The following is a 13,264-nucleotide window of genomic DNA, read 5'->3' as shown; positions in this document are numbered from 1 at the left end:
GTACGACCTTGGTCGATATTGGTCTCGAGTTACGACTAAGGTCGTCTGTTGTGCTTGTACGACCGTTCTATTGTTGGCTCCACCAGCAACCCGCGCTGTGGAGGACAACAACAATGAACGACAGCACCTACAAGCGGATTCAGGAGAATCCGCGTTTTCAGGAACTGGTTTCCAAGCGAGAGCGCTTCGCCTGGATACTCTCTGCCATCATGCTGGGCCTTTATCTGGCCTTCATTCTCCTGATCGCCTTCGAGCCGCAAGTGCTCGGCACGCGCATCAGCCCTGACTCTCCGGTTACCTGGGGTATCCCGATCGGTGTCGGTCTCATCCTGTCGGCCTTCGTGCTGACCGGCATTTACGTTCGCCGCGCCAACGGCGAGTTCGACCGCCTGAACCACGAGATCCTCAAGGAGGTCCAGTAATGATCGCGCGCATCCTTGCCGTCCTCGGCCTGATGATCGTGGCGCCCGCCCTCTGGGCTGCCGGTGCCATCGAAGGCGATGTCCAGCGGCAGCCGCTGAACGCCTCGGCCATTGTCATGTTCGTCGCCTTCGTCGGCGCCACCCTGTACATCACCTACTGGGCCTCCAAGCGCAGCAAGTCGGCCTCCGACTTCTACACCGCCGGTGGCAGCATCACCGGTTTCCAGAACGGTCTGGCAATCGCCGGTGACTACATGTCGGCGGCGTCTTTCCTGGGTATTTCCGCCCTGGTGTTCACCTCCGGCTACGACGGCCTGATCTACTCCATCGGCTTCCTGGTGGGCTGGCCGGTGATCCTGTTCCTGATCGCCGAACGCCTGCGTAACCTCGGCAAGTACACCTTCGCCGACGTTGCCTCTTATCGTCTGAAACAGAAAGAAATCCGCACCCTGTCCGCCAGCGGTTCGTTGGTGGTGGTGGCCTTCTACCTGATTGCGCAGATGGTCGGCGCCGGCAAGCTGATCGAGTTGCTGTTCGGCCTCAACTACCACGTGGCCGTGATCCTGGTGGGCGTGCTGATGGTGCTCTACGTGCTGTTCGGCGGCATGCTGGCCACCACCTGGGTGCAGATCATCAAGGCGGTTCTGCTGCTCTCCGGCGCCTCCTTCATGGCGATCATGGTGCTCAAGCACGTCAACTTCGACATCGCTGCCCTGTTCAGCGAAGCCATCAAGGTCCACCCGAAAGGCGAGGCCATCATGAGCCCCGGCGGCTTGGTGAAAGATCCGATCTCCGCCATCTCCCTCGGCCTGGCCCTGATGTTCGGTACCGCGGGCCTGCCGCACATCCTGATGCGCTTCTTCACCGTCAGCGACGCCAAGGAAGCCCGCAAGTCGGTGTTCTACGCCACTGGTTTCATCGGTTACTTCTACATCCTGACCTTCATCATCGGCTTTGGCGCGATCCTGCTGGTCAGCACCAACCCGGCCTTCAAGGACGCCACCGGCGCGCTGCTGGGCGGCAACAACATGGCGGCGGTGCACCTGGCCAACGCCGTGGGCGGCAGCCTCTTCCTCGGCTTCATCTCTGCCGTGGCCTTCGCCACCATCCTGGCGGTGGTTGCCGGCCTGACCCTGGCCGGTGCCTCGGCCGTGTCCCACGACCTCTACGCTTCCGTGTTCAAGAAGGGCAAGGCGAGCGAGAAGGACGAGCTGCGCGTATCGAAGATCACCACCGTGGTCCTGGGCTTCGTGGCCATCGGCCTTGGCATCCTGTTCGAGAAGCAGAACATCGCCTTTATGGTCGGCCTGGCGTTCTCCATCGCCGCCAGCTGCAACTTCCCGGTCCTGATCCTCTCCATGTACTGGAAGAAGCTGACCACTCGTGGCGCGATGATCGGTGGCTGGCTCGGCCTGATCACCGCCGTTGGCCTGATGGTCCTCGGCCCAACCATCTGGGTGCAGATCCTCGGCCATGCGACCCCGGTCTACCCCTACGAGTACCCGGCGCTGTTCTCCATCCTGGTTGCCTTCATCGGTATCTGGTTCTTCTCCATCACCGACAAGTCGACCGCTGCAGACGAGGAGCGTGCGCGCTTCTACCCGCAGTTCGTGCGTTCTCAGACTGGCCTGGGCGCCAGCGGTGCCGTCGCGCACTGATTCGACGTTATCCCTTGCAAGACTTGGGGCAGCCTTCGGGCTGCCCTTTTTGTTGTTCGTGGGGTCTGCTGTGCTCCCTGTCCCACGTGCTGCGCGTGTAAGGTCTGCACGTGATGGTTAGCCTTCGATAGGGGCCATCAGTAACCGCAATCAACCTTCTACAGGGAGCGACAATGGAAACCATGGATTGCAGAAGCCTTGACGAGGTTCGAGCCCAGATCGATTCGCTCGACCGCCGAATAGTCGCCTTGCTCGCCGAACGAGGTGCCTATGTGCGGCAGGCCGCTCGGTACAAGCGTGACCAGGCGGAGGTCGAGGCGCCGCAACGGGTGGCTGCCGTCATTGCTCGGGTCCGGGCGCTGGCAGCGGAGTCAGGGGCCGACGAGCGCGTGGTCGAAGCCGTCTATCGGGCAATGATCTCGGCCTTTATTGAGGCCGAACTCAGCGAGCATTCCCGGCTTCGCCAAGGCAACGGGCAGGTTGCGGGAGGAGGCGGCTAGATCATCCCGAACAGCAACAGCACGACCACGATGACCAGCAGCACCCCGACCATGCCCGACGGGCCGTAGCCCCAGTTGCGGGAGTGGGGGAAGACCGGCAGGCCGCCGATCAGCAGCAGGATCAGGATGATGAGCAGCAGAAGGGTGATCATGGGGACTCCTCGATGGCAACATTGACCATGCTCCCAGTTACCGACTGACCACCTTCCGTGGTAGTTCAAGGAAAACGACCCTGTGGATAACTCACCGTGAGCTACCGGATCGCCGCTGATGCCGTGTTGCTGCTGCACCTGAGCTTCATCCTCTTTGTCGTGCTGGGTGGGTTGCTGGTGCTGAAGTGGCCGCGTCTTGTCTGGCTGCACCTGCCAGCGGTGGTCTGGGGCGCCACGGTGGAATTCCTGCATCTGGCCTGCCCGCTCACGCCCCTGGAGAACCGTCTGCGATTAGCTGCGGGGGAGCAGGGATTCAGCGGCGGATTCATCGAACACTACCTGGTGCCGGTGATCTATCCGGCGGGGCTGACGCCGGGCATTCAGCTCTGGCTCGGGGTTGTCGTGCTGCTGATCAACCTGGTGCCCTACTGCCTGCTGGCGAGGCGTTCGATGATGCGCCGCTAGCGGCGTTTGCCCTCATCATTCAGCAGCGTGATTCAGGGGCGGCGGGATTATGGCCTTCGCTACACTGCGGTTCATCTACCGCACAAGCATAAAAGGCACCTCACCATGCACAACCGCATCATGATCACCGGCGCCGGTTCCGGCCTCGGTCGCGAAATCGCCCTGCGCTGGGCGCGCGAGGGCTGGAAGCTGGCCATGTCCGACGTCAACGAGGCCGGCCTGGCTGAAACCCTCAAGCTGGTCCGTGAGGCTGGCGGCGATGGTTTCACCCAGCGCTGCGACGTACGCGACTACAGCCAGCTCACCGCGTTCGCCCAGGCCTGTGAAGAGAAGCTCGGTGGCATCGACATCATCGTCAACAACGCTGGCGTTGCCTCGGGTGGCTTCTTCGAGGAGTTGTCCCTGGAGGATTGGGACTGGCAGATCGCGATCAACCTGATGGGGGTGGTCAAGGGCTGCAAGGCCTTCCTGCCTCTGCTGCAAAAGAGCAAGGGTCGAATTGTCAACGTCGCTTCCATGGCTGCACTGATGCAGGGGCCGGCGATGAGCAACTACAACGTCGCCAAGGCCGGCGTGGTGGCTCTGTCGGAAAGCCTGCTGATCGAACTGAAAGAAGAGGGCGTGGGGGTGCATGTGGTGTGCCCGTCCTTCTTCCAGACCAACCTGCTGGACTCCTTCCGTGGCCCGACCCCGGCGATGAAGCAGCAGGTGGGCAAGCTGCTGGAAAGCTCGCCAATCAGCGCGGCCGATATCGCCGACTACATCTTCCAGGAAGTGACCGCCGGCACCTTCATGATCCTGCCTCACGAGCAGGGCCGCATGGCCTGGGCGGTAAAGCAGAAGAACCCGCAGGCGCTCTACGACGAAATGGCCAGCATGGCCGCCAAGATGCGCGCCAAGCACCACGGCAACGCCTGATCGGGGCTGTCTGACCGGTCAGCTTCGGCACTGTTCGGGGTTGCCCGGCGGCGGACCGGGGGAGTAGGGTTTCTCCCCCGGCCTCGGCCAACTCGGATGGACCCTCGTGAAACCCTTCTCCCGAGCGCTGCTGATGCTGGCGCTGGTGCTTGCCGCGATCAACCTGCGGCCCGGTATCACCTCACTTGCCCCCCTGATCGAACGTATTGCCCACGAACTGGCCCTGAGTCGCAGCCTGATCAGCCTGACGACCGCACTGCCGGTGCTTTGCATGGGGCTCCTGGCTCCCCTGGCCCCACGCCTGGCGGTGCGATTCGGCCTGGAGCGGGTTATCACCGTCTGCCTCGTGTTGATCGGCCTTGCGCTACTGGCGCGTCTGGGCGGCCATGCCAGTGCCGTGCTGATTGGCAGCGCGGTGGCCATGGGGGCAGGAATCGCCGTTGCCGGCCCCTTGTTGTCCGGCTTCATCAAGCGTCATTTCCACCACCAGATGGGGCGTGTGGTTGCCTGGTATTCCCTGAGCATGACGATTGGCGGTGCCGCCGGGGCCGTTCTGACTCCACCGGTGACCCAACTGCTGGGTGACCAGTGGCACTTCGGTCTGGCCTTCTGGTCCCTGCCGGCGCTGCTGGCGGTGCTGCTCTGGCTGTGCCTGCCCAATCGCGCCGAACCCTCCAGCGAAGCGGGGCAGGGCGGCTTGCCGTGGGGCGAGCCGCGGGCTTGGCTGATGACCGCCTTCTTCGCGCTCCAGGCCGGCCTGTTCTATGCCCTGACTACCTGGCTGGTGGCTCGTTACCATGAGGCCGGTCTCAGCCTGCTGCGCAGCAACAGCCTGTTCAGTTTCTTCATGCTGGTGGGCCTGCCCAGCGCTTTCATCCTGCCCTGGATGGCCCAGCGCTTCGACAACCGCTATCAGCTGCTGCTGGTCTGCGGCCTGATCAGCACCATCTGCCTGGGCATGATCTGCTTCCAGCCGACCCTGACTCCGGAAGTCTGGGCGGCGCTGCTGGGCCTGGGGCTGAGCGGTTCCTTCGCACTATCCCTGGTGCTGCCGCTCTACGAAGCTGACGCGCCCCTGGCGGTGAGCCGCTGGACCGCGATGATGCTGTTCGCCGGCTACGGCCTGGGCAGCCTTACGCCGATCCTCGCCGGCCTCGGCCGTGACCTGGCAGGCAACTACCAGGTGCCGTTCATGGTGATTACCGGGCTGGCGCTGGTCATGTGCGGGCTCGCCTGGCTGCTGGGCCGCGGCAAGCGTTGAGGACTTCGACGCATTTCCTTTCTCCCGTGGCAGTCCTGTGTTAGAAGGCTGCCACTGTTTTACTGGAGTGCCCGTGTGGAGTCCGAATCCATTGTCTATGGCTGCATCCGCGACTGGCCGTCGCTCGACGATCAGGCGCATCGCCTGCGCCGCGAGACCAACCGCAGTGTGCTGGCGAGCCTGCCCAGTGGCGAGGCCTGGCCCTTTCTCGGTCGCGAAATGTTCTCCTGCTGCGAGCAACCGGGCGAAGGTCTGTTTCGCACTCAAGTGATCCACTTCGGCGCTAGCTATCCGGCGGTGGAGTACGAGTGGAGTCTGTGGGTGAAGGCGTTCGAAGCCCTGCTCAAACAGCTCTACTGGAGCAGCGCCGTGGTCCATCTGGAAACCGAACTCAACGGCATTCACACCTTCCGCTGGGAAAGCGAGCAGGGCTTGCACAGTCCCCAGGAAGACAACCTGCGGGTGCGCTGCGCCTGGGAACGTGAAGGCGGCGTACACGGCTGATCCGTCTACCCACTCGTCCCGCACATCAAGGGATTGCCCCATGCTCAACTACCTCTGGTTCTTCCTCGCTGCGCTTTTCGAAATCGGCGGCTGCTACGCCTTCTGGCTTTGGCTGCGGATGGGCAAGAGCGCCTGGTGGGTCGTCCCCGGCCTGCTCAGCCTGACCCTCTTCGCCCTGCTGCTCACCCGCGTGGAAGCCGCCTACGCCGGCCGCGCCTATGCGGCCTATGGCGGCATCTACATCGTCGCCTCGCTGCTCTGGCTCGGCGTGGTGGAGCGCACCCGCCCGCTGGCCAGCGACTGGTTCGGTGCGGCGCTGTGTGTGATGGGGGCCACCATCATCCTGCTGGGGCCGCGCTTCTCGCAGAATTGACGCCGACCCCTGCCGCGCCGAACAGCTATTGCCAGTGAGTTCGCCCCATGGGATCAGGGACAGGTCGAAACTGCTGGCACCTTGCTGCTTGACCGCTGTCGAACCCCACATGGCAACCCGGAAAGAGGCCTCCAAGGCTGCCGATACAGATTCCGGGCGACAACCCCCCCCTGCCGCGCAGGAGGATGCTGGATGAAACAGCCGTCATCAGGGACAGCGGCGCGTGTCCTGGTGGCGCTCTATGCATCGCTCCTCCTGGGCTGCACCTCGCTGCCCCGCATCAACCCCGACATGATCCACTCGCCGGCCACCCCCGTGCAGGTGGACGGCACCCATGGCCCGCTTTCGGATGAGCGCAGCAAGGCCATTCTCGACCGGCTCAAGGCTTCCGGTATGGAAACCAACATCTTCGACCTGCACCTGGCGATCGAAGAGTCCCTGGTCGGCAGCCCGCTCACCACCGGTAACCGGGTCGACCTGCTGCAGGACGGCCCGCAAACCTACGAAGCGATGTTCGAGGCGATCGAGGCCGCGCGGGATCACATCAACATGGAGACTTACATCCTCGAAGGCGATGACGTGGGACAGCGCTTCGCCGACGCACTGATCGCCAAGCAGCGCAGCGGCGTACAGGTCAACCTGATCTACGACAGTGTCGGCACCCTGGGCACGCCGCCGGCCTTCTTCGCGCGCTTGCGCGAATCCGGCATCAGGCTGGTGGAGTTCAATCCGGTCAATCCCATGAGCGCCAAGGCCGGCTGGGAACTCAACCAGCGCGACCACCGCAAGCTGCTGATCGTCGACGGGCGCGTCGCCATTCTCGGCGGGGTGAACATCAGTGGCGTGTACTCCAGCGGTTCCTTCGGTTCGAGCCGTCAGGGCAAGCCGGAACGCGATCTGCCCTGGCGCGATACCGACCTGCGCATCGAAGGTCCGGTGGTCGCGGACCTGCAAAAACTCTTCATCACCACCTGGGACCGGCAGAAAGGCGGGCCCCTGGTCGCGCGCCACTACTTCCCGCCCCTGGAGCGCAAGGGCCGCGAGGTGGTGCGGGCCATCGGCAGTTCGCCGGACGAGCCGTACAGCCAGATATACGCCACCCTCATCTCCGCACTGCGTAGCGCGCAGAGTGAAATCTGGCTGACCAGCGCCTACTTCGTGCCCGACCCGCAGTTGCTCGATGCCCTCAAGTCCGCCGTGGCCCGTGGCGTCGACGTACGCATTGTGGTGCCCAGCAGCACCGACTCCTGGTTGGTTTTCCACGCCGGTCGAGCCTATTACACCGAGTTGCTGGAGGCCGGCGTGCGGCTCTACGAGCGCCGCGACGCGCTGCTCCATGTGAAGGCAGGGGTGATAGATGGTGTCTGGTCCACGGTGGGGTCTACCAACCTCGACTGGCGCAGCTTCCTGCACAACCAGGAGGTCAACGTCGTCGTGCTGGGGGCGGACTTCGGCGCGCGGATGCGCAAAGCGTTTCTGGAGGATGTGAAAGGCTCGGACGAACTGACCGTCGAGGCGTGGCAGCGCCGTCCCATTCGCGCCCGTCTCAGCGAGCGGATCGGGCGCGTCTGGGAATACTGGCTTTAGGCGGGGGGGGCGAAAGGCGTGGTGACGACAGTAGGGGGTTGGCTGCGGGCCAGGACCTCGTCTGCCCGGGCACGATGGTAGGCCGCTTCGTGCAACGCCTGGGCATCGGCCAGGAGCAGACCCAGGGCCGACGCGAGCCGAGCGGATTCCTGGGGCAGGACGTTGTTGCCGTTGCCGCTCTCCAGGATGCGCAGCAGGTCGCCGAGGGCGGCCATGCGCTGGTTGGCGGCTTCGAACAGGTGGTTCGAAGGCGCCTGGACGTTCACGTAGAGAACGTCGCCATAGGGCTGGGAGGAAAGTGAAAGTGGGGTGAAATCGGTAACCGTGCATCCGCATTGCGGCAGATCGCCTGTGGTGCTGATGCATATCTGCGTGGTGTGTAGGCTTTGCATATCCTTGCTTCCTCGCTTACCAGAGAAGCCGCACCTTACCGTCACGACACGGTAGGGCGGCGGGCCGTGCAGGGGTCGCAAACCGGTTACGCGAGGAAAACCCGGCAAGGCCGAAGCCTTCCCTGCACGGCCCACCATGTAGCAATTGCGTACCAGGTGGGTCGTGACCTGCGTGAAGTTCGGGTTGCGACTCCCGATCGCGGTTCCAACCGCAACGGTCAGGGACTCTAGCGAGCGGCGTTGTAGGCGCTCAAGGTTGAAGGTCTGTACGAAATGTCTCGCCAGTGCGAGGGAATTTATAAGCAAAGACAGTCGATTCGCGCATCGGAGAGTACGTCGCACGTGTCGAGCGAAAGTCTCGTTCTAGAGCGGTTTATGCGTTTTTCGCGGAAATTGCCGACGAAATGCAGGGTGAATTCGAGCCTACTGTCATCATTTCATCACAGGGCATCTACACTCTGACTTCAGAGTCTATTGGTGCTCTGTGCTTTGTTTGGGTCGCCCCGTGGCGGCCTTTTTTGTGCCTGCCGTTTTTTTCGCCCACCCTGCCACTGGTGGATCGATCACCACTTGGACGCTTCCCCACTGCGGGTTGAGTCCCTGCGAGGGAATGGGAGCTACTCCTCCAGCCACTCTTTGGGCACGTCCAGCTTGAGCATCAGCTGGCAGAGTTGGCTGTCGGGATCGTAGGCGATCACCGCCTCACCTTTCTGCAACGCCCGGCGGACGCGTTCCACGCGGGTTTCCAGTGGGGTGTCGTCGCCGTTGTCGGTACCTTCGCGAGTCACGAAGTCCTCGATCAGGCGGGTCAGGGTATCGGCTTCGAGCAGGTCAAAGGGAATGAGCATCGGGAGATCTCCAGCGGGGGCGAAATGCTAACGCCCCCGCGCCATGCCGTCACCCGTCCACGCTCTGGCGCAGGATAAAGCGCTCCAGCGTGGCGAACAGCAGGGCGCTGTCCAGAGGCTTGCCGAGGAAGTCGTCCATGCCGGCGTCGGCGCCAGCCTGGCGGTGTTCTTCGAGGATATGCGCAGTCAGTGCGACGATCGGCACCGGTGGCCAGTTGCGGTTGCGTTCGAGCCGACGAATCTGCCGGGTGGCCTCGAAGCCGTCCATTTCCGGCATTTCGCAATCCATCAGAATCAGCTGGATGCCCTCCGGGTCGCGCTGATACTCGTCCACCGCCGCTACGCCATTGGTCACGGTACGGACCAGATAGCCGCGCTTCTTGAGGAAGCCCTGGACCACCATCTGGTTCACCGGGTTGTCTTCAGCCACCAGGATGCAGGGTGTGGCGCTCACCCGGCGGCGCTCTTCCTGTTGCTGGGTACGCTCTTCCAGACGCCGCTCACGGTAGAGTTCCTGCAGGGTATCGCGCAGTTGTGCCAGGGTAAGCGGCCGGGCCAGGGCCCGCAGGCGCAGTCCAGCGCCTGCGGGGAGCTGCTGGCTGTGTTCCGGCGAGCAGATCAGCAGCACGCGCTGGCCGTGCTCCAGGTGCGGACGCAGCTTGTCTACCCAGCGTTCCGGGTCCCCCGGCCAGGGTGCCTGCAACACCAGCAAGGGCGGTACGGCGAAGTCTTCCAACTGGTCGATCAGTCTGGCCGGGTCCTGGCATCGCTCGCAGCGCATACCCCAGCGGCCGAGCAGGCGACTCAGGGCGTCCAGGCCAAGGGCGTCCTGGCAGGCGAGCAGAGCCGTGCGGCTGTCCAACAGCTGGTTCATTTCGTCGCTATTGAACTCGCCGGGCTGCAGGGGAACATCGAAGCTGAAGCGGGTGCCCTGGTTGAGGGTGCTCTGTACTTCGATGCGCCCGCCCATCATTTCCACCAGTTCTTTGCTGATCGCCAGGCCCAGGCCGCTGCCACCGTAGCGGCGCGTGGTGCTGGAGTCGCCCTGGGCGAAGGAATCGAACAGCTGGGCCAACGCTTCGGGCCGGATGCCGATGCCACTGTCAATGACGCTGAACACAAGGTGCGTCTTGCCTTCCGAGGTGCGGCGCAGACTGAGGTTGAGCGCCACATGGCCTTCGGCCGTGAACTTGAGGGCATTGCCCAGCAGGTTCATCAGCACCTGCTTGAGCCGCGTCGGGTCACCCAGGATGCGTCGAGGCACCCCGGTGTCCAGGCTGAGGTGCAGGCCCAGGCGCTTGTCCATGGCCTGGGCGGTGAACAGACCGAGCGTGTCCGACGCCAGGTCTTCCAGGTCAAACTCGATGTTTTCCAGTTCCAGCTTGCCCGACTCGATTCGGGCGAAGTCGAGGATGTCGTTGATCACCGTCATCAACGCGGTGCCCGAGCTGGAAATGGTGTCGACGTAGAAGCGCTGGCTGCGGTCCAGCGGGGTTTCCTTGAGCAGTTGCAGCATGCCCAGCACGCCATTGAGCGGGGTGCGGATCTCGTGACTCATCGTGGCCAGGAAGCGGCTCTTGGCCTGGTTTTCGAAATGCGCTTGCTCGGCGGCCTGGCGCGAACGGAAGCCTTCTTCCTTGAGGGTGTTGATACGGTCCGCCAGGCCGATGGAGAGGGTGATCAGTTCGATGGCGACGCCGATTTTCACCACGGTGGCGCCGAACAACCCCAATACCTCGACGCCCAGCGAACCGGTAGTGATCTGGATGAAGGCGAACAGCAGCACACCCCAGGCCAGGGTGTAGTAGGAGCCGTAGCGCAAACCCTTGCGCCAGACGTAGATGCCGGTGAACAGGAGGAAGGCGGAGATTGCCGAGACCGTGAGGCTGGCGAGGATATTCCAGTTCTGCAGGCCGATCAGCGGGAAGCTGAGCACCGCCACCAGGGTCGCGGCCATCAGTCCGCGCAGCACCTGGTCCAGACGTGGGAAGTGCAGTCTGGTGTGGAGGAAGTGGCGGCTGAACTGCACTGCAGTCAGGCAATGCAGGTACATGAAGATGTAGATCGCCACCGACTGCAGCCCCACATGGTCCGGCAGCAGCTTGAACAGCATGCCGTCGAAGCAGGCCGCGAGCAGGCCGACGTTGAGGTTGTAGGCCAAGTACCAGAGGTAGGCCGGTTCGCGCAGCGATAGATAGAGGAACAGGTTGTAGAAAAACATGGCGAACAGCACGCCATAGAAGGCGCCGTTGAACCCCATGAGGTTCTCCTGGGCGGCGGCGCTGGCGTCAAAGGTGCTGAACACCAGCGGCACAAACAGCGTGCTGGTGCTTTCCACCCGCAGGATCAGCGTGCTCTGGCCCGGCTCGACGCGAAGGGGGAACCAGAAGTTGCGCACATGTACCGGGCGCTGGGAGAACGCGAACCGGTCGCCGGATTCCTGGGCCTGCACGCGGCCGTCAGCGGCGATGTAGTAGAGGCGGATGTCGTCCAGCAGCGGATAGTTGGCCTCCAGGTAGCCGTCCAGGGCGTGGGTGCGCTGGTTGTCCAGGTGCACCTTGAACCACCAGACCGAACGGTTCTTGCCGAGGTTCGCCTGTTTCCCCGGCAGTTTCCTGAATGCCGGATCGGGGAGCTTGCGTACCTGTTCGAGGTCGAGTTCGCCCTTGGGGTCTTCCAGGTATTCGACCCAATGGCCGAGGGGAAGGCGCAGTTGATCCCGGTCGAGCGGCACAGCCTCCTGGGCGAAGGCGGGCCGGCAGATCCAGAGCATAAGAAAGACCAGACCGAGTGCGACAGTTTTCACACAGCCTGAAAGGTGAAGCATGGGTGACCACCCGTGTTGTTATGCGTCCCTGGATGGCACTTTGCTCCTAGTGGGCTCGCCCTTCAAGGGCTGCCGTCACCCTTTCCCACAAGACTTTCCACGGTCGGGACGCGTGTCTCGCTCTCCATCTGTGCGTCATGCTCCAGCTGATGGCTGAAGGGCTCCAGGGACTGCTGGCTGTTCACGGCGTCGCTGGCGAAGACCGGCGGGCTCATCAGGTAGGCGCCGAGCAGGCGGGTCAGGGCCTCCAGGCTGTCGATGTGGGTGCGCTCATAGCCATGGGTGGCATCGCACCCGAAGGCCACGAGGGCGGTGCGGATGTCATGGCCGGCGGTGACTGCCGACTGGGCGTCGCTGTGGTAGTAGCGGAACAGGTCGCGGCGCAGCGGAATGGACTGGGCCTCCGCCAGGCGCAGCAAATGCCGCGAGAGGTGGAAGTCGTAGGGGCCGCCGGAGTCCTGCAGGGCAACGGTCACCGCATGTTCGCTGGAGTGCTGGCCGGGGGCGACCGGGGCTATGTCGATGCCGACGAACTCGCTGACATCCCAGGGCAGTGCGGCAGCCGATCCGGAGCCGATTTCCTCGGTGATGGTGAACAGCGGGTGACAATCGATGGGAGGCACCAGGCGGGCCTCGGTGATGCCTTTGAGCGCGGTGAGCAGGGCGGCCACCCCGGCCTTGTCGTCGAGATGCCGCGCGCTGATATGCCCGCTTTCGGTGAACTCCGGCAGGGGGTCGAAGGCGACGAAGTCGCCCACTGAAACGCCAAGGGTCTCGCAGTCGGCCCGGGTTGTGCTGTAGGCATCCAGGCGCAGCTCCACGTGGTCCCAACTGATGGGCAGGCTATCCACCTGGGTGTTGAAGGCGTGCCCGGAGGCCAGCAGGGGCAGCACGCTGCCGCGCAGGATCCGGCCGTCACCGAACAGGCTGACGCGGCTGCCCTCGGCGAAGCGACTGGACCAGCAGCCTACGGGAGCCAGGCCGAGGCGGCCGTTGTCCTTCACCTCACGGACGATGGCGCCGATGGTGTCCAGGTGCGCTGAAACCGCGCGGTCGGGGCTGCTCTGCCGGCCCTTGACCGTGGCGCGGATGGTTCCGCGCCGGGTCAACTCGTAGGGAATGCCGATCTCGTCCAGCCGCTCGGCGACGTAGCGCACGATGGTGTCGGTAAAACCGGTGGGGCTGGGAATGGCGAGCATCTCCAGCAGCACCTTCTGCAGGTAGGCGAGGTCGGGTTCGGGACGTGTCTGGCTCATGGCTGCTCCTCGGAATGCTGCACGGCGCTGGACGCCGCGATTGCCGCCGGCATAGTCCTGCAGGATGGATGGAGCCCGCGATGCCTGTCGGTGGCTCGTGG

The 13,264-nt window shown here is 63.7% G+C and carries 14 protein-coding genes; 9 read left to right on the top strand and 5 right to left on the bottom strand.

Annotated features, from left to right (window positions below; genetic code table 11):
• The first annotated feature begins 113 nt into the window (after positions 1-113).
• From E8F20_RS25610 to E8F20_RS25600, 3 genes are all read left to right on the top strand, one after another.
• Positions 114-422 carry a DUF485 domain-containing protein gene (locus tag E8F20_RS25610; protein ID WP_028628196.1) on the top strand — a complete coding sequence of 103 codons (309 nt, stop codon included), beginning with the start codon at positions 114-116 and terminating at the stop codon, positions 420-422.
• Positions 422-2,080: a cation acetate symporter gene (locus E8F20_RS25605; protein WP_280286251.1), complete on the top strand. Its 1,659-nt coding sequence runs from the start codon at positions 422-424 to the stop codon at positions 2,078-2,080. The genes E8F20_RS25610 and E8F20_RS25605 overlap by 1 nt, the downstream gene beginning before the upstream one ends.
• 182 nt (positions 2,081-2,262) lie before the next feature.
• Entirely contained in the window at positions 2,263-2,580 is a 318-nt protein-coding gene (locus tag E8F20_RS25600; protein ID WP_137823441.1) for a chorismate mutase, read from the top strand.
• Here the strand turns inward: E8F20_RS25600 and E8F20_RS25595 are convergent.
• Entirely contained in the window at positions 2,577-2,732 is a 156-nt protein-coding gene (locus E8F20_RS25595) for a DUF3309 family protein (RefSeq protein ID WP_280286250.1), read from the bottom strand. The genes E8F20_RS25600 and E8F20_RS25595 overlap by 4 nt on opposite strands.
• Positions 2,733-2,828: 96 nt before the next feature.
• Between E8F20_RS25595 and E8F20_RS25590 the strand changes: the two genes are divergently transcribed.
• The 6 genes from E8F20_RS25590 to cls all read left to right on the top strand — a co-directional run bounded on the left by E8F20_RS25590 (position 2,829) and on the right by cls (position 7,840).
• Positions 2,829-3,197, top strand: a complete 369-nt coding sequence (locus E8F20_RS25590; protein ID WP_280286249.1) for a DUF2784 domain-containing protein — start codon at positions 2,829-2,831, stop codon at positions 3,195-3,197.
• A gap of 105 nt (positions 3,198-3,302) precedes the next feature.
• The gene (locus E8F20_RS25585) at positions 3,303-4,115 is read left to right on the top strand and encodes an SDR family oxidoreductase (protein WP_280286248.1); all 813 of its coding nucleotides are present in this window, start codon (positions 3,303-3,305) and stop codon (positions 4,113-4,115) included.
• Between the two features lie 106 nt (positions 4,116-4,221).
• Positions 4,222-5,376: an MFS transporter gene (locus E8F20_RS25580; RefSeq protein ID WP_280286247.1), complete on the top strand. Its 1,155-nt coding sequence runs from the start codon at positions 4,222-4,224 to the stop codon at positions 5,374-5,376.
• A 75-nt stretch (positions 5,377-5,451) separates the two neighbouring features.
• Positions 5,452-5,880 carry a hypothetical protein gene (locus E8F20_RS25575; RefSeq protein WP_137823433.1) on the top strand — a complete coding sequence of 143 codons (429 nt, stop codon included), beginning with the start codon at positions 5,452-5,454 and terminating at the stop codon, positions 5,878-5,880.
• Between the two features lie 40 nt (positions 5,881-5,920).
• The gene (locus E8F20_RS25570) at positions 5,921-6,253 is read left to right on the top strand and encodes a YnfA family protein (RefSeq protein ID WP_280286246.1); all 333 of its coding nucleotides are present in this window, start codon (positions 5,921-5,923) and stop codon (positions 6,251-6,253) included.
• Positions 6,254-6,445: 192 nt separating this feature from the next.
• On the top strand, positions 6,446-7,840 hold the full coding sequence (gene cls / locus E8F20_RS25565) for a cardiolipin synthase (RefSeq protein ID WP_280286245.1): 1,395 nt from the start codon (positions 6,446-6,448) through the stop codon (positions 7,838-7,840).
• On the opposite strand, the gene E8F20_RS25560 is transcribed toward cls, so the two are convergent.
• The 4 genes from E8F20_RS25560 to E8F20_RS25545 all read right to left on the bottom strand — a co-directional run bounded on the left by E8F20_RS25560 (position 7,837) and on the right by E8F20_RS25545 (position 13,163).
• Entirely contained in the window at positions 7,837-8,232 is a 396-nt protein-coding gene (locus E8F20_RS25560) for a hypothetical protein (RefSeq protein WP_280286244.1), read from the bottom strand. The genes cls and E8F20_RS25560 overlap by 4 nt on opposite strands.
• A 617-nt stretch (positions 8,233-8,849) precedes the next feature.
• Positions 8,850-9,080, bottom strand: a complete 231-nt coding sequence (locus E8F20_RS25555; protein WP_028628188.1) for a YheU family protein — start codon at positions 9,078-9,080, stop codon at positions 8,850-8,852.
• 49 nt (positions 9,081-9,129) lie between these two features.
• Positions 9,130-11,907, bottom strand: coding sequence for a hybrid sensor histidine kinase/response regulator (locus E8F20_RS25550; protein ID WP_280286243.1), 2,778 nt, complete (start codon positions 11,905-11,907; stop codon positions 9,130-9,132).
• Between the two features lie 62 nt (positions 11,908-11,969).
• Positions 11,970-13,163, bottom strand: a complete 1,194-nt coding sequence (locus E8F20_RS25545) for an osmoprotectant NAGGN system M42 family peptidase (protein ID WP_280286242.1) — start codon at positions 13,161-13,163, stop codon at positions 11,970-11,972.
• Between the last annotated feature and the right edge of the window lie 101 nt (positions 13,164-13,264).

Source organism: Pseudomonas sp. BN415, from assembly GCF_029871195.1.
GTDB classification, from domain to species: domain Bacteria; phylum Pseudomonadota; class Gammaproteobacteria; order Pseudomonadales; family Pseudomonadaceae; genus Metapseudomonas; species Metapseudomonas resinovorans.
This window is presented reverse-complemented; position numbering and strand designations above follow the sequence as displayed.